This is a genomic window from Phycisphaerae bacterium (genome assembly GCA_012729815.1).
Lineage (GTDB): Bacteria > Planctomycetota > Phycisphaerae > JAAYCJ01 > JAAYCJ01 > JAAYCJ01.
In genome coordinates this window covers 15,099-34,967 of the sequence record JAAYCJ010000251.1, presented here as the reverse complement: position 1 = coordinate 34,967, position 19,869 = coordinate 15,099, and the positions used below count along the sequence as shown (strand labels likewise).

Below are 19,869 nucleotides of genomic sequence, written 5' to 3'. Positions count from 1 at the left end.
AGAAATGCAAGGGTTTTTTGCACGGAGGACGCGGAAGATACGGAGGGGAACGGTCGAGAGTCCGGCGGATCGGCTGTCGGCGGCGATGAGCAGGTCATGGTCGCCGGGGGCGAGGGTCGGCAAATGGAGCTGTAATACGTATGACGACCCAAGTGTGGGATTCGTCCAGAAGGGCCGGGAGAAATCGCTATTTTCGGACGGTTTGGTAGATTTTGAGGCACTGTTCGAGGAGTTCGGGCAGCCAGTCGAGGGGCAGGACGGTGGCGGCATCGGATTTGGCCTTTTCGGGGTTGTCGTGGACTTCGAGGAAGAGTCCGTCGGCCCCGGCTGCGACTCCGGCGCGGGCAAGGAGGGCGCCCATGTCTCGCTGACCGCCGGAGGCTTTGCCCATACCGCCCGGGTCGGCGGCGGCGTGGGTGGCGTCCATGAGGACGGGTATGCCCAGCTGGTGCATCCATTCGATGGCCCGGAAATCGACGACCCAGCGGTTGTAGCCGAAGAAGACGCCGCGTTCGGTGAAGACGACGTGGGGGGCGTTGGCGGAGCGGAGTTTATCGCGGACGTTTTCCATGTCCCAGGGGGCCATGAACTGGGCCTTCTTAACGTTGACGCAACGGCCGGTTTGGGCGGCGGCGACGAGCAGGTCGGTCTGTCGGGCGAGGAAGGCTGGGATCTGGAGGACGTCGACGGTCTGGGCGGCTGGGGCGGCCTGGTCGGGCGTGTGGATGTCGGTGACGATGGGCAGGCCGGTGCGGCGTTTGACTTCGGCGAGGATTTCGAGACCCTTTTCGAGGCCCGGGCCGCGGTAGGAGTCGATGCTGGAGCGGTTGGCCTTGTCGAAGCTGGCTTTGAAGAAGCACGGGAGGTCGATGGCTTTGCATATTTCGCCGACGCGGCCGGCGACGGTGAGGCAGTGGTCGAGGGATTCGATGACGCACGGTCCTGCGACAACGACCATGCGGGCGTCCGGGCCGCCGATGGGGTATGGGCCGATCTGGCCTTGGGGGAGAGTCAGTTTCGGTAGTGCATTCATGTTTGGGCCTCGGGTTTTGGTGAGAACTATCTTATGGCTGAGGGATCATCGGGGACAAGGAGATTCTGGGGACTGGGGGTTGGGGGTTGGGGATTCGGGATTAGGAGATGAGGTGACGGCTGGGACGCGGGGTTTGAGTTCCCGATTCTGGCTGCTGTCGGTGAGGCTCAGTTTTGGGGCTGGGAGATGAGCGGCGTTTGAGGGCACGGATCAGGGCGCTGGTCAGCTTGCCGACAGTCTGAATTCGTTGATGTATCGCCTGGGTATTCTGCGGTTCGAGGAACTGAAGCTGAACGATCAGGAGGAGATACGTCTCCAGTTCCATCAATGAGCCGCGGGTGATCGAGAGATGGTTGAGGAACACTTTGCGATGGCTGGAGCCGTGCCCTTCGGCGATATTGGCGGGCACGGAAACCGCCGCCCGACACATCTGTGGTATGATGCCGAACTTTTCCTCGTTCGGAAGCCGCCGAGCGAGTTCATACACGTCCGTGACCAGCCTCATCCCTTCCTGCCAAACCCGCAGATCGTGACAGCTATTGATTTCGCGCCCCATGTTCGTCCCTTTCTTTCCCCGATTCCTGAATCCCCAACCCCGAATCCCCGTTGTTTCGGTGGCATGCGAACCGCTCTGCTATGGCTTCTCATCCTCATCTTCTTGGCCTTCGCGGATTCCTTGGGCGATGGCTTTGACGGCGGCTTTGAGGCCGGGTTGGGTGTTTTGGCCCATGTAGTTGATGGTGTCTTTGGCGACGGGAGCGGTTTCGCCGGCTGCGTAGCGTTGGAAGGCTCCGAGGTAGCCGAACATGCACATGGCGGTGCCGAGGAACATCAGCGGTCCGCCGACGAAGCAACACCAGAAGAGGCGCGGGAATCCTGAACCGGCGATCGCGGCAAAGAAGCTGGCCATGCCGACGATGGTGAACAGGAAGCCGGTGGCGGCGATCAGCGGTCCGCCGACGCGGAGGACGGTGCGGATTCTGAGGTGGTGTGGGGATTGGAGTTGGTCTTCGTTCATATGGTTCCTCCGTTGACGCCGTTGGTTCGTTGAATACGAATCATGGGACGTTTGCGAAGTGGATATGTTACACGAGCGACGCATCGATCGCAATCGTGGTGCTGGCGGCCGGTGAGTCAACGCGGGTCGGAAGGCGGGTGAACCTCGCCTTGGGCGAGAACCTCCCGCCCTACCGGTTTACTACCGGATTACGAGTTCAAGAATGTCTTGCGACCACGGCGAACTCATCGGCTGTGGGGTCAAAGGGGGTTCCCGCGACATCGGCGAACAGCGAGTCCATCATGAAACCGGCTTCGCGTAATTCGACTTCGATGCTTTGGGGGGTGAAGTGTTGCAGCCAGTTGTAGACTGTCCGCGTCCGTTGGGGCTCCACAATTGTGTACTTGTCGAGAACCACCTTCTCCGCGTCATATTTGAAGGTGTTGAGGAATCCGTAGTAAGGGTTGGGCGACCAGAAGCCATCGAGCAGGTTCAGGCCGTATGATGCCGCCTCTTGGCGGCGTTCGAAGGCGTTGATCGAATAGACATCCAGGAGGACGGCTCCGCCGCGAGCAAGCAACCTGTGAAACTTTGCGAGCATCCGGCGCCTCTGACTGGGGCTCAGCGCGCAGAAGTCGCACATGATCATCAGGATCAGGTCGAATCGCTCCGTCGTCTCATACTGAAGGTAGTCCTGGTTCACGTAGGCGATGTTCAGTTGTTCCTGGTCGGCGACCTTGCGGGCGTGAGCAAGCGAGTTGGACGAGAAGTCGATGCCGGTCACGCTCGCCCCCCGTCTTGCGAGCTGCGTCGTATAGAGTCCGGGGCCGCAGCCGAAATCGGCGATTCTCAGACGGGGCCCGATGTGAAAGTGGGAGTCGATCCACTCCACCGACCGATCAATGAATTCGCGCTTGCGCGAGGAGAGATCGATTTCCTCGTTCAGATGAAAGGCGAGCATCTGCCTGGCGGTGTGCTCATTGGTCCAGAGGTCGGCCGCCGTGTAGAATTCAAATGGTTGCGGTCGGTGGTTTATTTGCTCAAGTTTGACAAACATCTTCTCACTTCCGGATTCAGAGGCTGGCGAAAGGGGGCTGGCCATCGATGCGGAGGATGGTGCGGATTCTGAGGTGGTGTGGGGATCGGAGTTGGTCTTCGTTCATATGGTTCCTCCGTTGACGCCGTTGGTTCGTTGAATACGAATCATGGGACGTTTGCGAAGCGGGTATATTACACGAGCGACGCGTCAATCACAATCGTGGCGCCGGCGGCCGGTGAGCCAACGCGGGTCGGATGGCGGGTGGACCTGGCCTTGGGCGAGAACCTCCCGCCCTACCGGATCGGGAGTCGCCGGCCCCGAGTCCTGAATGGTCTATTCCGGCGGGACGAGGACTTTGAGGGCTTTTGGGAGGACCTGATAGGTGGCGGGGAGGAAGCCGGCTGGGTCGCCGTCGACGGCGAATGGGATCTCACGGTCGGACCAGATCTTGATGTCGGAGGCTTGGCGGTAGACGACGTTCGGGTGATCGACGTGTCGGCCGAGGACGGTTCGCCAGGCGTGGGCGAGGAGAGAGATTTGGTGGTCGGTCTTGTAGATGCACAGGTCCATGCGGGCGTCGTCCTTCTCGGCGCGTTTGCAGATCTGGAGTCCGACGGCGTAGCGGCGGATGTTGGAGATGAAGACGAGGCCCGGTTCGTTGTCCATGACGAGCTGGCCGTCGGCTTGGACGTTGATGGGCGGGAAGTCGTATTCCCAGAAAGTTCGCCAGATGGGCCAGAAGTAGGTCAGGTGGGTGATGTTGCCGGTGCGGAAGCGATTGAGCATCAGCAGGACGCGGGCGTCGAAGCCGATGCCGGAGAGGAGCAGGAAGCGTTTGTCGTTGACGGTGGCCATGTCGATGTCGATGAAGTGTCCGTGTCGGAGCATGCGGACCATGCAGTCGAGGTCGGAGGTGATGCCGAGTTCCTTGGAAAAGAGGTTTTCGGTGCCGGTGGGAAAGACGGTGACGGGGATGTTCTCGACGGAGGCGGCTGAGACGACGTCGCGGACGGTGCCATCGCCGCCGCAGGCGATGACGAGGTCGAAGTCGCCGCCATGGCGGTGGACATAGTCGGTGGCGTCGTTGGGGCCCTGGGTGATGTGGATGCGGGTGCTGAAGCCTTCGTCGCGGAGGCGCCGCTGGAGTTTCATGGGGAGTTGTCGGGCCCGGGCGTAGCCGGAGATGGGATTGATGATGGCCAGGATGTTCTCTATCATGCCTATATTTCCCCGTCTGCGTAACCGTGGGTAATTATAGATATCAACAACTTAACAGACAAATTAAAAGGGTGGGTGAACTTGACTTGCCTGTTGGTGGGCCAGATAATTGGTTCCGATGACAGAGCAGCCGACACAAAATATAAATCGCGTTGAAGTTGCGACGTCCGGCGATGAGTGGGTCTCGCGTGCGGCGGAGATTCTGAGCCGGGGCGGGATCGTGGCGTTTCCGACGGAGACGGTGTACGGTCTGGCGGCGTGCCCGACGGTGGCTGGGGCGTTGGATAAGCTGCACGCAGTGAAGAATCGGCCGAGTGATAAGCCGTATACGGTGCATCTGGCGCATCGGCGTGGCATGTACGAGTACGTGGCCGACCCGCCGTGGTACGCGAAGGTGCTGGCTCGCAAGGGGTGGCCGGGCCCGATCACGCTGGTGGTCGAGTTGACGGCGGCCCAGGACCGGGAGGCGAGGGCCAGATTCGGCCATGATTACGATAAGTTGTTTTCGGACAGTGCGATAGGATTACGTTGCCCGGACCATCCGGCGGCGTCGAAGCTCCTTTCGGCGGCCGGTGGGCCGGTGGTGGCCCCGTCGGCGAACCCGTCGGGCGAGCCGCCGCCGACGGATGCGGATCAGGTGTGCCGGTATTTCGACAGCGAGCAGGTCGATCTGGTGGTGGACGGCGGTCCGACGCGATTTCGTGGGTCATCGACGGTGGTGCGGGTGGATCGCAGCGGGTTTGAGGTGCTCCGGGAGGGCGTGATCGGGGCGGACGCGGTGGCGAAAATGTCCAGATTTAATGTACTATTTGTATGTACGGGCAATACGTGCCGGTCGCCGATGGCGGAGGGGCTGTGCCAGCGGATTCTGGCGGATGAGCTGGGCGTGATCCCGGATGAGCTGGAGGGGATGGGGATTTCGGTGGTCAGTGCGGGGACGATGGGGATGTCGGGTTTTCCGGCGAGTCCGGAGGCGGTGGAGGCGATGCGGGGGATGGGGGCGGACATTTCGCATCACCGGAGTCGGCCGCTTGTTCCGGAGCTGGTGAACCGGGCGGATGCGGTGTTCGCGATGACGCCGGACCACGTGGAATTCGTAAGCGGCCTTGTCCCGGGGGCTCGAGATAGAGTAGAATTGGTAGAGAAGGATCAAGGCGTCTCCGACCCGTTGGGTCAGCCGCCGGCGGCGTATGTGGCATGTGCCCAACGGCTTGAGGACGCGATCCGGGATCGCTTAAGGGAACTTTTCCGATGAAGATTGCCCTGGGATCGGACCACCGCGGTTACTTTGCGAAAGAGAAGCTCAAGCCTCTGCTCGAGCAGCTCGGCTATGAAGTGTCGGACTTCGGGACGGACTCGACGAAGGCGTTCGACTATCCGGACGTGGCGTATCCGGTGGCGAAGGCGGTGGCGGGCCGTCAGGCGGACCGTGCGATTCTGCTTTGCGGGACGGGGCTGGGCGTGTCGATTTCGGCGAACAAGGTGGCGGGGATTCGCGCGGCGTTGTGCCATGACGAGTTGACGGCGCAGATGTCGCGTCAGCACAACGACGCGAACGTGCTCTGCCTTCCGGCGGACCTGATCGGCGAGGCGCTGATGCGTCGGATCGTGGAGGTCTGGTTGGAGACGCCGTTCGAGGGCGGGCGGCATTCGCGACGGGTTCAGAAGATCGCGGAGATCGAGCGGAACAACCACACGGAGCAGGAGTCGTGCGGCTGCTGCGGACCGATCGAAGAGACACCGCCGAAGGAAGACGTTGAGCCGGTCAAGCCGGTTGAGATTCGTCGGCAAGGCACTGCGACGTAGTCGAAGCTCATGTCTGAGCAGCCGGAGTGCGCTGCGCAGGGAATCCCATACTTTGATTATCGCTACCGGTTCGTCCGCAGACCATCGCTCGCGGAGCGGGATCACATTTCAGTTGGCGGCGGGAAGTGGAGGTGTTTTTTGATCTTGTCGAGGGTTTTGGGTCCGATGTGAGGGACCTGGTCGAGGTCGTCAAGGGTGGTGAAGCATCGGCGATCGGGGAATTGAGCGAGGCGGGCTTGGCGGTAGTCGATAATGGCTTGGATTTGTCGGCGACTGAGGCCGGGAACGCGGGCGAGGGCGTCGGGGGAGGCGGTGTCGGGATCGAGCAGGAGCGTTTGCGGCGCGAGGGCGGAGGCGATGGTCCGCGGCGGCGGAGCGCAGGCGGCACGCCAGGCGATGATGGCGACGTCGGCGAGGATGATCAGCAGCAGGACGGCGGTGAAGGCCAGTTGGTAGCTTCGCCAGGCGCGGTCGCGGTGGTCGGGCACGGGGACTCCCCTACTTTGGCGGCTCGGACTTCAGCGAGGCTTTGACCTCGGAGAGGCGTTTTTCGAGTTCTCGCATGGCGGCGAAGGCGGGTTTGGGCTGAAGGTCGGCGGTGAGCAGGCCTGAGTGGGAGACGGCCTGGGGGTCGGAGTCGTCGGCGAGGCAGTCCCAGGTGACGGAGTCGACCTGTGGTTTGCTGAGGGCGATCTGGTAGAACATTTCGAGCCATCGGGCCTGGATCTGCGGCGACCAGGGGGCGTTCCAGTGGCCGCCGGCGCCCTTGCCGTTGTTTTCGACAGGCTGAGAGGGTGCGGCGGTGGTCAGGTGCAGCGGTTTGCCGAGGATGGCGTAGCGGTCGATCATGGCGGAGATCTGGAGGATGTCACGCATGTACATGCCCAACTGCGGCACGCCGACGGGGAGCCTGAGGCCGAAGGCGTCGAAGTTGATTCCGCTTTGGGAGACCATGTCGGCGTAGAGGAAGGGGTGGATGGTCCGCGGGTTGTGGGCGTAGTATTCGCCCCAGGGGCAGAGGATTTCGACGACGGTGGTGGCGCGCGGGCAGACCTGCTTGGCGCGGAGAGCGAGCAGTCGGGTCAGTTCGAGGATCTGGTCGAAGCTGAGGCTGAAGTAGTTTTCGCCGTGGATACCGCTGACGATGGTCCAGCCGCGGATGTACTTGCCGTAGCGTTTGGCGACGTGGGCGAGGTATTCGTGGACAAGGTCGCGGATGGCGTCGAAGTCCACGTTGCCCTTCTTGAGCCAGGGCGGCAGGTTGTGGTCGTCGAGGCGGACGACGGAGGCGAGCTTGATGGTGACTCGGTTTTTGACGAGGAGTTCGAACCATCGGTCGTACTTGGCGAAGGCGAACTGGTTGCGGGCCGGCTGAACGTCGGCCCAGCGGAGGGGGAGCTGGATGAAATTGAGGGCAGAGATGACGTCCGGCGTGAGGGTTTCGGGCGCGGCGTCGGGATCGATGCGGCAGCCGAAGAGCTTGCGGCTGAGGCCTCCGAGCTGGAGGCGGGGTCCGAGCATCTTGTGGGCGTGGAACTTGGCGAGGGACTCGCCGGCTTCGGTTGAGAGCTTGAGGGACTGGTCGGCGATGACGGCGACCCGTGCGGGATCGCCCTGTTTCTGAAGGGCCTCGATGAAGAGGTCGCGGGCGGTCTGGATCTGTCGGGCGATGTGCTCCATGTGCGGGAAGTCGAAGAGGGCCCAGTCCTCCATTTTCTGGCTGATCCGCATGAGCCGCCAGCGGGCCAGTTCGAGGTTGAGGTTGTAGGGTTCGGATCGGTCGGCGAGGCGGGTGGTCTGGAGGAGGTATCTGCCGCAGCCGGGCACTTCCCACATCACGGCCAGGGCGGCGGCGTCCTCGGTGGATTTCTGGCAGGTGATCGCCCCGTCGGCGAAGGCGATCTGCCCGCGGATGGGGACGTCGTCGGGCCCGACGAGGTAGGAGGCTTGGAGATCCACGTCACCCGCGGGTTGGCCGTCGCGAAACACACTGAACTTGATCACCCTGTACTCCTGAAACGAGGTTGCCGGCAGCGGTCAGGTCCTATGGTACCAAAGCGTCGTTGGGTTTCAAGGGTCGACGAGACGTCGGGCGATCGGCTGGCGGAGGGGGATTGTTAGAAAACGGTCAATTTCTTTGTTGCCAGCGAGCGTGCATGCCGTCCTAACAATCTATTTGCCATAGGGTTATGGCGGTATTCGGTCTTGTGGGGGCAAGACGACGGCGGAAAAAGCGTAGGCGGGGGTTGTTCTCGGGTTGACAGTTGTGGTTCATTTTGTTAGGTTACAGATCAAGCCGGGCGGGGCATGGGCCTTGGTCCGGCTTTTTCTTTGGGCGGTGATTCTCGTCGCCCAAGGGACAAGCGATACTGGCAACACGAGTGTGAGCCGGAGTGCCCCGCCACCGAGCGCGACACATTGAGGCGTCGCCTGGGAGGGGTAGGGAAAGAAGCAGTTCCTTGTGGCGGGCACTCTGACACACTCCGGGTCGGTGCGTCTGAATTCGTGCGGCCGCGGGGACGGACAGGTCTCACGAAACGGCAACTATGATGAGAGGCCTTCGGAGCGATCCGGCGGCCTCGTTATTTGCGCGGGTTGGGATGGGACGGGCGGCGGGTCGTGAATTTGCTTGCCCGAACGGGTGGGACGGATACACTTAGGGACACGACATTCCGCACGCGCATTTTGGAGCCGAAGCTATGGGACTGCAGGTATATCTGGACGGGCGGCTGGTGGAGAAGGAAGACGCGAAGGTGAGCGTCTTCGACCACGGGCTGCTGTACGGCGACGGGGTTTTCGAGGGCATACGCAGCTACAACGGGAAGGTGTTCGAGCTGGAGGCGCACATCCGTCGGCTTTACGACTCGGCGAAGGGGATTCGGCTGACGATTCCGCTGGCGCCGCCGGCGATGATCGAGGCGATCCACGCGACGTTGAAGGCGAACAACCTTCGGGACGCGTACATCCGGCTGGTGGTGACTCGCGGTGCGGGATATCTGGGTCTTTCGCCGACGAAGACGTCGAATCCGCAGGTGATCATCATCACGGACCAGATCGAGATGTATCCGCCGGAGGTGTACGATCGCGGGCTGGAGATCATCACGTGCACGACGATTCGGAACCACCCGAATGCGCTATCGGCGCGGATCAAGTCGTTGAACTACCTGAACAACATTCTGGCGAAGATCGAGGCGATGGACGCGGGCGTTCTTGAGGCGATCATGCTGAACCACGAGGGTTTCGTGGCGGAGTGCACGGGCGACAACGTGTTCATCGTGCGTGACGGCCGGTTGGAGACCCCCCCCACCGCGGCGGGCATTCTGGAGGGCGTGACGCGGGCGGTGGTGATGGAGCTGGGCCGGGCCAGAGGGATCGAGGTGATCGAGAAGAACCTGACGCGGTACGATCTGTACATCGCGGACGAGTGCTTTTTGACGGGGACGGCGGCGGAGGTGATCCCGGTGACGAAGATCGACGGCCGGACGATCGGGCAGGGATCGGCGGGGCCGATTACGCGGGACCTGATCGCGGCGTTCCACGACCGCACGCGCAATCACAACGGCTGAGACGACCACAGGAGCGATCATGGCGGACCCGCGATTGGTGAAGCTGGCGAAGGTGTTGGTGAGTTACTCGGCGGACGTTAAGCCGGGGAATCTGGTGCGGATCAGCGGATCGGCGGTGGCGGAGCCGTTGATCGTGGAGCTGTACCGTCAGGTGGTGCTGGCCGGGGCTCATCCGATGGTGTACATGACGCCGGACGAGCTGTCGGAGATACTCTACAAGCACGGCAACGACGAGCAGCTCAAGTATATCGCGCCGATGACGTGGACGATGGTGGAGAAGATCGACCGGTCGATCGGGATCTGGGGGAGCGAGAACACCAAGGCGCTGAGCAACTGCGATCCGGGGCGGATGGCGATCAAGTCGGCGGCGATGAAGCCGTTCAAGGACCGGTTTTTCGAGCGGGCGGCGAAGGGCCAGCTCAAGTGGGTGGGGACGCAGTGTCCGTGCGAGTCGAGCGCGCAGGACGCTGAGATGTCGCTGTCGGAGTATGAGGAGTTCGTGTATCGGGCGGGTCTGCTGGATCAGGACGATCCGGCGGCGGCGTGGGCCAAGGTGGCGCAGCGTCAGCAGCGGCTGGTGGACTATCTGAACGGCAAGAAGGAGATGCGGATCACGACGCCGCAGGGGACGGACGTGCGGTTCGGCCTGGAGGGACGGACGTGGATCAACTGCTGCGGGCATGAGAATTTTCCGGACGGCGAGGTGTTTACCGGGCCGGTCGAGGACAGCGCGGAAGGCGTGGTGGTGTACAGTTTTCCGGCGTGGCACAACGACCGCGAGGTGCAGGATATCGTTTTGCGGTTCAAGGCGGGCAAGGTGGCGGACGCGTCGGCGACGAAGCACGAGGAGTATCTGATCAAGATGCTCGACCAGGACGAAGGGGCGTGTCGGCTGGGCGAGTTGGCGCTGGGGACGAACTATTCGATCACGCGGTACACGAAGAACACGCTGTTCGACGAGAAGATCGGCGGGACGTTCCATACGGCGGTGGGTTCGGGGTATCCGGAGACGGGGTCGAAGAACCAGTCGGGGCTGCACTGGGACATGGTGTGCGATCTGCGCGAGGGCGGGATCGTGATGGTCGACGGCGAGACGATCAGCGAGAACGGGCGGTTCATGAACCTGGAGTGGCCGGGCAACTGAGAGGCTTTTGGCCCCCCCCCTACCGCGGTCCGGCGGCGGTTGAACGCTTCAGAGCGTGCGAAAGTTTCGCCACCGCCTTGACCGGGGGTTTGGAGCCCGGTAAGATTAGAGCACAATGCGGGCGTAGCTCAACGGCAGAGCCCCGGCCTTCCAAGCCGGTCATGTGGGTTCGATTCCCATCGCCCGCTTTCCTGCCGAAAATGGTAAAACAGCGCAGAATGGTGCCGCTGAGCGCATAAACGCGGACCTTCCTGAATCACATTCCGACCCGTCCCAGTGCAGCGAATCGCAGGAAGAAGGCGGATCTTGCAGTGGGCCATGACCGATCGGTTCACGAATCATTTTCTCCCCCGGCTGCGAACCAGCGGTAGAACGCCGGGATGACGAACAGGGTCAGGAAGGTCGCCGAGGTCAGGCCGAAGACCACCACCGTGGCCAGTGGGCGCTGGACCTCCGAGCCGATTCCGCCGGCCAGCAGCAGCGGCAGCAGACCCAGCACGGTGGTCAGGGCGGTCATCAGGACCGGGCGGAGCCGCTGGAGGCTGCCGGCGAGCACGGCTTGGTCGATGCCCATGCCTTCTCCGCGGAGCTGGTTGATGCAACTGACCAGCACGACGCCGTTCTGGACCGCGATGCCGAACAGAGCGATGAAGCCCACCGCGGCTGGGACCGAGAGGTACTCGCCGGTCAGGAACAGACCCATCACCCCGCCAATCAGGGCCAGCGGCACGTTGATGATGATCAGCAGGGCGTTGCGGATCGACCCGAAGGTCAGGCAGAGCATAAAGAACACCAGCGCGATCGCGACCGGCACGATGATCGACAGGCGGGTCATCGCCCGCTGCTGGTTCTCGAACTGCCCGCCGTACTCGACGTAGTATCCCGAGGGCAGCGTGACCTTCTCGGCGATCCGCTGGCGAATCTGGGCCACCACGCCTCCGAGGTCGCGGCCGCGGACGTTGGCCTGGATGACCCACCGGCGGTGGTTCTGTTCGCGGTTGATCTGGATCGGCCCGGTCACCTTCCGCACGTCGGCGACCTGCTTGAGGGGGATCAGGGCGCCGCCGTCGGTACGCACGAGCAGGTCCTGGATCGCCTGCGGATCGCGGCGGTACGGCTCCTGGTAGCGGACGTGGATGCCGAACCGACGGGTGTGCAGGTAGATGCTGTCGATCACCTCACCGCCGATGGCGATTTCGACCAACTCCAGCACGTTGCGGACGTCCACGCCGTAGCGGGCGCAGGCCTCGCGGTCGGCGACGATCTGCACCTGGGGCTGGCCGAAGCTCTGCTCGACCGCCAGGTCGACCAGGCCGGGGATATTGTCGATGGCATTGTGGATTTCGGTGGCCTTGGTTTGCAGCACCTCCAGATCATCGCCGAACAGCTTGATCGCCACCTGGGCCTTGATCCCGCTGAGCAACTCGTCGAAGGCGTTCTGGATCGGCTGGGTGAAGTTCAATTGGACGCCCGGATATGTTGAGAGCGACTCGCTGAGGGCCTGGATAAGTTCAGCCTTGGACTGGTGGGCGGTCCAGTTTGCCGGGTCTTTGAGTTCCAGGTGGATCTCGGCGTAATTGACCGGGTGCGGGTGGCTGCCCGCCTCGGGCCGGCCGACGCGCGAGACGACCTGCTCGACCTCGTCGAAGGCCACGGCCTTGCGCTCCAGGGCCTGGACGGTGGTCACGGCTTTCTCCAGTGAGATCGAGGGGGCCATCGTCACGCCGATCAGGATCGAGCCCTCCTCCAGCGTCGGGACGAACTCGGTGCCCAGGTAAGGCAGCAGCAGTACGCTGCCGACGAAGGCGATCGCCACCGCGGCCAGGACCAGCATCCTGCGGCGGACCGCCCAGCCAACCATCGGACGGTAGGCGAACGTGATCGCCCGGAGCAGCGCGAACTCGCGGTGCCGGCCCGCCTTCAGCAGGTACGTGCAGAGGGCCGGGGCCGCCACCACCGCCACCAGGATCGAGCCGAGCAATGCGAACGAGAGGGTGAATGCCATCGGCGAGAACATCTTGCCCTCGACTCCCTCCAGGGTGAAGATCGGCAGGAAGACCACGACGATGATGGCGATCGAGAAGATCACCGGCCGGCTGATCTCGCGGGCCGCATCGAGCACCACGTCCGCCTTGCTGCGCGGGCTGGTTCCCACATCGGCATTCAGGTGTCGGAAGATGTTCTCGACCATCACGATGGTCCCGTCGCCCAGCATGCCGATGCCGATGGCGATGCCGCCCAGCGACATCAGGTTGGCTGAGATGCCCGCCCACCGCATTCCGATCACCGAGATCAGCGCGCAGAGCGGCAGGGCCAGCGCCACGATGAACGCGCTGCGCACGTTGCCCAGAAACAGCACCAGCACGATCAGCACCAGCGCCGCCCCTTCCAGCAGGGCCTTCTTGACCGTCCAGGTCGCCTGCTCGACCAGTTCCGCCTGCTCGTAGTACGGCACGAGGCGAACGCCCTTCGGTAGTGACGCCTGGACCTCCGGGACTTTCTCATACAACCGTTCGATCACCTTGGAGGTATTCTCGCCGTAGAGTTGCAGGACCATCCCCGAGACGACCTCTTGCGTGCCGTTGCGGGAAACCACCCCCCGGCGGATCTCCTGCCCGTACCGGACCTCGGCCAGGTCGCCGATGCGGATCGGCACCCCGCCGTCGGTCTTGACGTGGATCTCACGGATGTCCTGGAGGTCCTGGAGCAGCCCGACGCCGCGGACCAGGTACTCCTCGTGGCCCAGCACCATGAACTGGCCGCCGGCGTTGCGGTTGTTCCGGCGGATCGCCTCTACGATTTCCTCGAGACCGACACTGAACCGGCTCAGGGCGTTCGGGTCGATCCGGACCTGGTACTGCAGGACGTGCCCGCCGATTGACAGGATGTCGGTGACTCCCGGGACGGTCTGCAACTGGTACTTGACCACCCAGTCGTTGATCTCCCGCAGGTAGGTGTCGGCGTCCTTGCCCTGGGTGTCGGCACCGGGCTCCAGCGTCAGGTAGTAGATGAATATCTGCCCCAGCCCGGTCGAGATCGGACCCAGCGAGGGCAACTCGTGCATCTCGGGAAGCTGGGCCAGCGCCTGGTTCAGCCGCTCCGAGACGATCTGCCGGGCGAAGTACATGTCGGTGGCGTCATCGAAGTAGACGTACACCACCGCCATGCCGAACGCGGAAGTCGACTTGATCTGCGTGACTCCGGGCAGGCCGTTCATCGCCGACTCGATGGGGAAAACGATCAGCCGCTCCACCTCTTCGGGGGCCATGCCGTGGGCCTCGGCGAAGATCGGCACCATGATCGGCGAGATGTCCGGGAACGCGTCGACCGGCAACCGGGTGTATTGGTAGGCTCCGTAGCCCAGCACGACGACGATGCCGATCACCACCAGGAACCGGTACCGCAGGGAGATGTCCACCACCTTCTGGTCCATGCCGTTGGTCCTTTCTAATGGCCGTGGCCGGCGTGACTGTCCATGGTGCTCGTGGCGATCCTGGCCTTGAGGTCAAACGCTCCGCGACTCACGTAGCGCTGGCCCGTCTTCAGGCCGGCGGCGATCTCCACCCAGCCGTCGTTTTCCCGTCCCAACACCACCGGCTGGGGCTCAAAGCCCTCTTCGGTCTGGACGAACACGCACGGCCGGCCCTCGATGGTCTGGACGGCGTCCTTGGCCACCACGTGCGAGGCGGCGGTCTGTCGGGTGGCGATTGTGCCCGTGACGAACAGGCCGGGCCGCCAGACGCCCTGGGGGTTGTCCAGCACCGCGCGGGCGACCGTGGTGCGGGTCGTCGGGTCCACCACGGCCCCCACGTAGCTCAGCCGACTCGGCGCGTCGGGGATGCCGTGTCCCGCCGAGACGACAACCGACTGACCTGTGCCGACCTCCGCCAGATCCCGCTGGTAGACCCGCAGGTCCACCCATACCGTGCTCATGTCGGCGACCACGAAGACCTCGGCGTCGTCCTTGAGGACCTCGCCCAGACTAATGTGTTTCTCGATGATCGTCCCGTCAAACGGGGCCCGCAGGGGGTAACGCATCAGGGCCTCGTCGTGCTCGTCCAGGTCCGTCAGAGCGGCGATCCGGTCCTCGGAGAGCCCCAGGACGTGCAGGGTTCGCTCAGCCGCCTTGCGCTCGAACTCGGCCATGCGGCGGGTGCGCTGGGCCTCCATCAGCGATCGGCCAGCGGCGAAGCGGACGCTGTCGCGAGTCGCCAGGTAGTTCGCCTCGGCCTTTTTGAACTCGCCCTCGGCGGCCAGATAGTCGCTCTCGCTGGTGATTTTCTTCTCGTAGAGCTGCTTTTCCCGGTCATGGGCAGTCCGGGCAAAGACGTACTCGGCGTAGGCGGAAATCAGCAGGCTGCGGTTTTCGCCTATCTCCGCGCCGTCCATCTCCCGCAGTGCCTCCAGTGACGGCGCGGTCTCCAGCAGGTCAAGCAGCTTCAGCGTGTTGTCCCGGATCGCCTGCGCGCGGTCCAGATCGGTCGCCGCCAGTTCACAGGCCTGCCGCTTGGCCAGAAACGCCACTTTCGTCTCGCCCAGTTCGCGGCTGTCGAGCCAGGCCAGGACCTGCCCTTCCTCGACCCGGTCGCCCGTATTCGCCAGCACCTGGCGGACCACCCCCGAAGCGGGCGGAACGATGTGGGCCAGACGATCGGCGTTGACCACCACCTCCCCGGGTGCGCTGATCCGGTCCTCCAGTGTGCCGGCCGCTACAGTGTCCAACTGAATGCCGATCTCCTGGATCTGCTCGTCGGTCAGCGCCAGAGCGGCCCGCTCGCCGTGGTCGTGGCCCTCGTGATCGTCATGATCCGCCTCGGCTTCGTGCTCCGCCTGGTCGTCGGCGGCATGGTCATGCTCCTCCCGATCGGCCGTATGCTCCGCATCCTGGTGTTCCTCGTGGTGCTCGGCCTGCGGCTCGTCGGCATGGGTTTCGCCGCCGTGGTCATGCTCTTGGTGATCGCATCCGGCACCATGTTCGGCGGGGATGTGAGTCTCCTGCTCCTGTGTCGGCTCGCCATGGTCGGTATCGGCGGCCCGCGTGGCGGTGACCACGACGAAGACCCCGACGGCGGCCAATGTCAGGATGATTGCGATGGTTCTATTTCGGCTGCTCATGATCCGTCTCCTGTGTTGTGGTTTCCTGGCGGCGGCCCACGGAGGCCAGGGACTGACCGATCAGTTGCTCGATATCCGCGACGGCCTTGTGGTACGCCTCCAGGGCGTCGATGTACTGGCCCTGGCCCTCGAAGTAAGTCCGCTGGGCGTCCAGCACGTCCAGGTACGTGAACTTGCCCGCCCGGTAGCCTTCGGCGGCCGCCTCGAAGGCCTCGCTGGCCGCCGGCAGCACGCTCTCGCGCAGGCCCGTTACCTGCGACAGCGCCGAGGCCAGTTCCTGGTAGGTTTCGGTCAGAGCGGCCTGGACCTGGACCCGGGCCGCCCGCCGTTCTTCGGCCGCCTTGGCCGCCGCGAACGCCGCCTCGGCGATCCCGCCCTGGTTGCGATCGAACAGCGGCAGCGGCAGCGAAAAGCCCAGGACGATCGCCGTGTCGTCCTCCTCGGCGAAGTGCTGGATGCCCCCGGCGACGGTCAGGTCGCCGATGCGGCGGGCCTTCGCCAACTCCACTTGGGCCTGGCGATGGGCCATCTCCGCCGCCCAGCGGGCGATTTCGGGATTCTGGTCGATCAGGTCCGCCAGTTCCTCGACGGCGGGGATGGGGCGAACGCGATCAAATACCGCCTCGACCTTCTCAAATTCGGCGGTTTGGCCGTCCCACAGGGCGGCCAGACGCTTGCGGGCGGCGTTGAGGCGGCGATCCGCCTGCTCGGCCTCGATCCGGCGGGTCGCGAGGGCGACCCTGGCCTTGGTCTGCTCAAGCGGCGTCTCCTTGCCCGCCCTGAGCCGCTCGTCGACCGTAGTCAGCAGCGTTTCCGAGAGCTCGACCAGCTTGCCGGTCAACGCCACCCGTTCCTGGGCGGCCAGCACGTCCACGAACGCCTTGGCCACCTCGGTCAGAACGCTCACCCGTCTGGTTTCATAGTCCCAGCCCGCTAAGTCCCGCTCCAGGGCAGCCACCGCTGTGCGCTTTGGGCGCTTGCCCCCCAGCTCGATGACCTGCGAGAGGCCGATCACGTACTCGGCGCTGCCGAACCCGCTGCCGGGGCCCTCCTCGGTCTCCTGCTCGACCTCGAAGCCTTCGGGGCCGAGCGTCACCTTCCGGCTGGTTTCTCCCGCCCCACGCGACGTGCGCAGTTCCTCGATCTCCACTTCCAGGTCGGGATTGGGCGGCAAGCTCGCCTGCAGGACCCGCGCTTCAGCCGCCCGGACCTCCCACGAGAATGCTCGCAGCTGGGGGTTCCGCATCAGCGCCGCCGACCAGGCGGTCCGCAGATCGACCACGCCGGTTGGCTCCTGGAATTCCGGCGGCGTCGGATCGGCCGGCGGTTTCTGCGGCGGCACGTAGGCGGCGATGTCGCCGCCCAGCGGCCGGCGCGGGGGCCACGCCGCATCCTTCGGCGGAGCGGCGCAGCCGGCAACCGCCAGCAGCATCGTCAGATACGCCCACGGGTTTTTTCTGCACATCATCAGCCTCCAGAATCGTTTGGCCGAATCACATCGCCTCGACATGGATCACCTCCTGATATCCCCCACAGGCACTGCGGAAGCGCTTTCCATTGTACGGCGGAATGGCCGCTCGTTACAGGCCGATCAACTGGCGCAGCGGCGCCGCGGGAGGAGAAGGAGAAAGACGCGGAGGGAATCGATCAAGTCAGCAGGATCACGGTCCGCAGTTGATCGAGGGCAGGATCGGGGGTACGCGGAGTGTCTTGAATGGATCGAAGAAGCGGCGGTTCGGGAGGATCACCCACAAGGGAAGCGATGGCTGCTTGGGACATGATGCAGTGGGCCGAACGGCTGGACGACCGGTTCAACTCACAGTCGCCGGCGACCAGCGGGAGATCCACGCAGTCGCCGCAGTGATCGATCGCCGGATTGCTCGGATCGCATACCGCCAGGCTCCCCTCTTCGGGGTTACCCGCGCAGCGACCGGTCGGGCCGGACTCGATGGTCACCTGCCCGCCTTCGCCAAGGCAGAGCACCAAGCCCGATCCGGGAGCCAGGGTGGCCGCCAGGAAGACCATCAGGCAGGCCAGCGATGTCGCCCTGTTCAGGACCGTCATGCGTTACGCATCCATCAACCGCAACATAACTCGAACCCGTAGAGCTAAGGTTATTGATTATACGGCGGATTCCGCATGGGGTTCAACATCGCTCTCATTTTCGGCTTTCCTCCCGGAACCACCGGCTAAGAATCACCGAGAGCCGAGGCATCGGGCCGACGCCTCAGCTCCCGTTGGATCGTTCGTCTCGAGTGATATTCCGCTCGTCGCCCTCCGGGTACTGGCGCCAAGGCCGCATCCGGAGAGTACGGCGTCAGGTCCTGTTGCTCCGCGTCAGTTCTGGGCCATCGTCCGCTGGCGAAGCTGCAGGCAGTCCTCATTCGGGCACGTGGCCCCGCAGTTGCCGTCGCGGTCCTGATCCCGCTGCTGAATCTGCGTTCCCAGCGGACAGTCGTCGCACGGGGTGCCCGCCTTGACGACCCCCAGGTCCGAGAGAACGTTGAGCGTGTCGCACCCGACCAGCCCGACCATGCCCACCAGCAGCAACGCAACCACTATCATCCGTTTCATCGCTTGGCTCCCTGCAAAACCGACCAACTTGACACGTAACCACACGGACAAGATCCTGTCTGACGTTATGGTACCGACACCGTCTAGCGGGCCGCCGCTGTCAGGGTCGGGATTCATACGGCCAAGAAGTTGTCGCCGCGTAAGGTGAGCTTACACAGAGATTTAGGGTGCTGCGGCGGCCGGCAGGCCGCCGGCGAAAGTCCTTTCCGTGCCCGATGTGGTTGACAAAGCAGCCGATCGGCGATAGGTATGGCTGGCCCAAGGTGGTTGGCCGGCCCGGCGGTGGGGCTGCACCATCGGCGGCGGAAGGAGCCGTTTGCTGATGAAGTCGTTTCACACCCGGCTGGTCGTTCTGATCGCCTCGATTACCGGTCTTCTGCTCGTACCCTACTTCCTCTGGCATGAGCCGATGGACGCGTACCTGGCCTCCGCCGAATACCAGCGGTGGCTGATGTCGATCAAGCCCTATGCGTGGTTGATCGGCTTGGCCCTGATCGGGGCCGATGCCTTTCTGCCCGTTCCCGCCCCGCCGGTGATGGCCACGATGGGCGCGCTGTACGGGACGGTTGCAGGCGGGATCATCGCAGCGGGCGGCTCGGCGCTGGCCGGCCTGGTGGGCTTGGGCCTGGGACGTCTGGCCGGGCCGCAGATCCTGCGCCGGCTGGCGAGCGAGGCCGAACTGGCCGAACTTCAGCGGTTCTTTGACTCCTGGGGCGCAGCCGGGATCGTCGCCTCGCGGGCTTTGCCCGTCGCCCCAGAAGTGCTGACCGTTCTGGCTGGTATCGCCCGGATGCGCCTTGGGCGGTTCATGCTGGCCCTGGCTCTGGGAGGCATCCCCGTCGGTGTCCTGATGGCGTTTGCCGGCGCGCAAGCTGGCCACTCCTCCACGCTCCTGCTCGTCCTGACTTTGATCACGGCCGGATTATGGTGTATCTATATTCTTGTGCTGGCGCGCCGGTGCGGCCGGCAGACCGTCACGCCACCGGACGAATCGTTGCCGAGCCGCCACGAGACGGCTCGGTCTCTCATGCATTAGTCCCTCCTGTCACGGCGCTGCGGACGCCGACGAGACCTTTGGACTGCGCCACACCAAGAACGGCCGCCGCGTAGCGGGTCATTCGCCGGCCAAGCCGGTCGTGTGGGTTCGATCTCCATCGCCCGCTGGGTTCGTTCGCGGATACGGCTTGGTCCGGTCGGAGCGAACGTTCAGCTCTCGAAGGTGAGTTGGAGTTCAGTTGGGGGTTGGAAGGCGATGGTGTGGCCTCGGGTGTTTCGGTAGCCGGTGATTGTGGGGTGGTTGTAGTCGCGTGGGATGAGGGTGGTGACGGCTGTGCAGTGCTGACGGTCTGGAGACAAGACGTCAGGTGGGTATGAATG

General features: G+C 63.9%; 17 protein-coding genes and 1 tRNA gene. 6 read left to right on the top strand and 12 right to left on the bottom strand.

Translation table 11 applies throughout. From position 1 onward, the window contains the following. Positions 1-187: 187 nt before the first annotated feature. From kdsA to GXY33_16595, 5 genes are all read right to left on the bottom strand, one after another. On the bottom strand, positions 188-1,033 hold the full coding sequence (gene kdsA, locus GXY33_16615) for a 3-deoxy-8-phosphooctulonate synthase (protein NLX06761.1): 846 nt from the start codon (positions 1,031-1,033) through the stop codon (positions 188-190). A 100-nt stretch (positions 1,034-1,133) separates the two neighbouring features. Beyond that, the gene (locus tag GXY33_16610; protein ID NLX06760.1) at positions 1,134-1,589 is read right to left on the bottom strand and encodes a four helix bundle protein; all 456 of its coding nucleotides are present in this window, start codon (positions 1,587-1,589) and stop codon (positions 1,134-1,136) included. Between the two features lie 78 nt (positions 1,590-1,667). After that, the gene (locus GXY33_16605) at positions 1,668-2,051 is read right to left on the bottom strand and encodes a hypothetical protein (GenBank protein ID NLX06759.1); all 384 of its coding nucleotides are present in this window, start codon (positions 2,049-2,051) and stop codon (positions 1,668-1,670) included. Between the two features lie 196 nt (positions 2,052-2,247). Beyond that, positions 2,248-3,087: a methyltransferase domain-containing protein gene (locus GXY33_16600; protein NLX06758.1), complete on the bottom strand. Its 840-nt coding sequence runs from the start codon at positions 3,085-3,087 to the stop codon at positions 2,248-2,250. Between the two features lie 315 nt (positions 3,088-3,402). Further along, complete coding sequence (locus tag GXY33_16595) at positions 3,403-4,287, bottom strand: diacylglycerol kinase family lipid kinase (protein ID NLX06757.1); 885 nt, start codon at positions 4,285-4,287, stop codon at positions 3,403-3,405. A 118-nt stretch (positions 4,288-4,405) separates the two neighbouring features. On the opposite strand from GXY33_16595, the gene GXY33_16590 reads away from it, so the two are divergent. Continuing rightward, complete coding sequence (locus GXY33_16590) at positions 4,406-5,542, top strand: threonylcarbamoyl-AMP synthase (GenBank protein ID NLX06756.1); 1,137 nt, start codon at positions 4,406-4,408, stop codon at positions 5,540-5,542. Then, positions 5,539-6,093: a ribose 5-phosphate isomerase B gene (rpiB, locus tag GXY33_16585; GenBank protein ID NLX06755.1), complete on the top strand. Its 555-nt coding sequence runs from the start codon at positions 5,539-5,541 to the stop codon at positions 6,091-6,093. The genes GXY33_16590 and rpiB overlap by 4 nt, the downstream gene beginning before the upstream one ends. 101 nt (positions 6,094-6,194) lie before the next feature. Here the strand turns inward: rpiB and GXY33_16580 are convergent, their stop codons facing one another. Both GXY33_16580 and GXY33_16575 read right to left on the bottom strand, forming a co-directional pair. Next, entirely contained in the window at positions 6,195-6,581 is a 387-nt protein-coding gene (locus tag GXY33_16580) for a helix-hairpin-helix domain-containing protein (GenBank protein ID NLX06754.1), read from the bottom strand. A gap of 10 nt (positions 6,582-6,591) precedes the next feature. Next, entirely contained in the window at positions 6,592-8,097 is a 1,506-nt protein-coding gene (locus GXY33_16575) for a hypothetical protein (GenBank protein ID NLX06753.1), read from the bottom strand. A gap of 695 nt (positions 8,098-8,792) precedes the next feature. On the opposite strand from GXY33_16575, the gene ilvE reads away from it, so the two are divergent. From ilvE to GXY33_16560, 3 genes are all read left to right on the top strand, one after another. Next, positions 8,793-9,659: a branched-chain-amino-acid transaminase gene (gene ilvE / locus GXY33_16570; GenBank protein NLX06752.1), complete on the top strand. Its 867-nt coding sequence runs from the start codon at positions 8,793-8,795 to the stop codon at positions 9,657-9,659. Between the two features lie 19 nt (positions 9,660-9,678). Continuing rightward, on the top strand, positions 9,679-10,803 hold the full coding sequence (locus GXY33_16565) for an aminopeptidase (GenBank protein NLX06751.1): 1,125 nt from the start codon (positions 9,679-9,681) through the stop codon (positions 10,801-10,803). Between the two features lie 117 nt (positions 10,804-10,920). After that, positions 10,921-10,991 (top strand) — tRNA-Gly (locus GXY33_16560). A 143-nt stretch (positions 10,992-11,134) separates the two neighbouring features. On the opposite strand, the gene GXY33_16555 is transcribed toward GXY33_16560, so the two are convergent. From GXY33_16555 to GXY33_16535, 5 genes are all read right to left on the bottom strand, one after another. Beyond that, positions 11,135-14,236 carry an efflux RND transporter permease subunit gene (locus GXY33_16555; protein ID NLX06750.1) on the bottom strand — a complete coding sequence of 1,034 codons (3,102 nt, stop codon included), beginning with the start codon at positions 14,234-14,236 and terminating at the stop codon, positions 11,135-11,137. 14 nt (positions 14,237-14,250) lie between these two features. Then, on the bottom strand, positions 14,251-15,918 hold the full coding sequence (locus tag GXY33_16550; protein ID NLX06749.1) for an efflux RND transporter periplasmic adaptor subunit: 1,668 nt from the start codon (positions 15,916-15,918) through the stop codon (positions 14,251-14,253). After that, positions 15,902-17,386 carry a TolC family protein gene (locus tag GXY33_16545; protein ID NLX06748.1) on the bottom strand — a complete coding sequence of 495 codons (1,485 nt, stop codon included), beginning with the start codon at positions 17,384-17,386 and terminating at the stop codon, positions 15,902-15,904. Before GXY33_16545 ends, GXY33_16550 begins: the two co-directional genes overlap by 17 nt. A gap of 179 nt (positions 17,387-17,565) precedes the next feature. Next, positions 17,566-17,982: a hypothetical protein gene (locus GXY33_16540; GenBank protein ID NLX06747.1), complete on the bottom strand. Its 417-nt coding sequence runs from the start codon at positions 17,980-17,982 to the stop codon at positions 17,566-17,568. Between the two features lie 273 nt (positions 17,983-18,255). Then, positions 18,256-18,492, bottom strand: a complete 237-nt coding sequence (locus GXY33_16535; GenBank protein ID NLX06746.1) for a hypothetical protein — start codon at positions 18,490-18,492, stop codon at positions 18,256-18,258. A 322-nt stretch (positions 18,493-18,814) separates the two neighbouring features. Here GXY33_16535 and GXY33_16530 point away from each other — a divergent pair, with 322 nt between their 5' ends. Further along, positions 18,815-19,528: a VTT domain-containing protein gene (locus tag GXY33_16530; GenBank protein NLX06745.1), complete on the top strand. Its 714-nt coding sequence runs from the start codon at positions 18,815-18,817 to the stop codon at positions 19,526-19,528. Positions 19,529-19,869 lie beyond the last annotated feature (341 nt).

Coding starts and splice junctions, on each gene's coding strand:
- GXY33_16565 (NLX06751.1), top strand. CDS start 9,679: ATGGCGGACCCGCGATTGGTGAAGCTGGCGAAGGTGTTGGTGAGTTAC.
- GXY33_16540 (NLX06747.1), bottom strand. CDS start 17,982: ATGACGGTCCTGAACAGGGCGACATCGCTGGCCTGCCTGATGGTCTTC.
- GXY33_16590 (NLX06756.1), top strand. CDS start 4,406: ATGACAGAGCAGCCGACACAAAATATAAATCGCGTTGAAGTTGCGACG.
- ilvE (NLX06752.1), top strand. CDS start 8,793: ATGGGACTGCAGGTATATCTGGACGGGCGGCTGGTGGAGAAGGAAGAC.
- GXY33_16605 (NLX06759.1), bottom strand. CDS start 2,051: ATGAACGAAGACCAACTCCAATCCCCACACCACCTCAGAATCCGCACC.
- GXY33_16545 (NLX06748.1), bottom strand. CDS start 17,386: ATGATGTGCAGAAAAAACCCGTGGGCGTATCTGACGATGCTGCTGGCG.
- GXY33_16535 (NLX06746.1), bottom strand. CDS start 18,492: ATGAAACGGATGATAGTGGTTGCGTTGCTGCTGGTGGGCATGGTCGGG.
- GXY33_16595 (NLX06757.1), bottom strand. CDS start 4,287: ATGATAGAGAACATCCTGGCCATCATCAATCCCATCTCCGGCTACGCC.
- GXY33_16530 (NLX06745.1), top strand. CDS start 18,815: ATGAAGTCGTTTCACACCCGGCTGGTCGTTCTGATCGCCTCGATTACC.
- GXY33_16550 (NLX06749.1), bottom strand. CDS start 15,918: ATGAGCAGCCGAAATAGAACCATCGCAATCATCCTGACATTGGCCGCC.
- GXY33_16610 (NLX06760.1), bottom strand. CDS start 1,589: ATGGGGCGCGAAATCAATAGCTGTCACGATCTGCGGGTTTGGCAGGAA.
- kdsA (NLX06761.1), bottom strand. CDS start 1,033: ATGAATGCACTACCGAAACTGACTCTCCCCCAAGGCCAGATCGGCCCA.
- rpiB (NLX06755.1), top strand. CDS start 5,539: ATGAAGATTGCCCTGGGATCGGACCACCGCGGTTACTTTGCGAAAGAG.
- GXY33_16555 (NLX06750.1), bottom strand. CDS start 14,236: ATGGACCAGAAGGTGGTGGACATCTCCCTGCGGTACCGGTTCCTGGTG.
- GXY33_16600 (NLX06758.1), bottom strand. CDS start 3,087: ATGTTTGTCAAACTTGAGCAAATAAACCACCGACCGCAACCATTTGAA.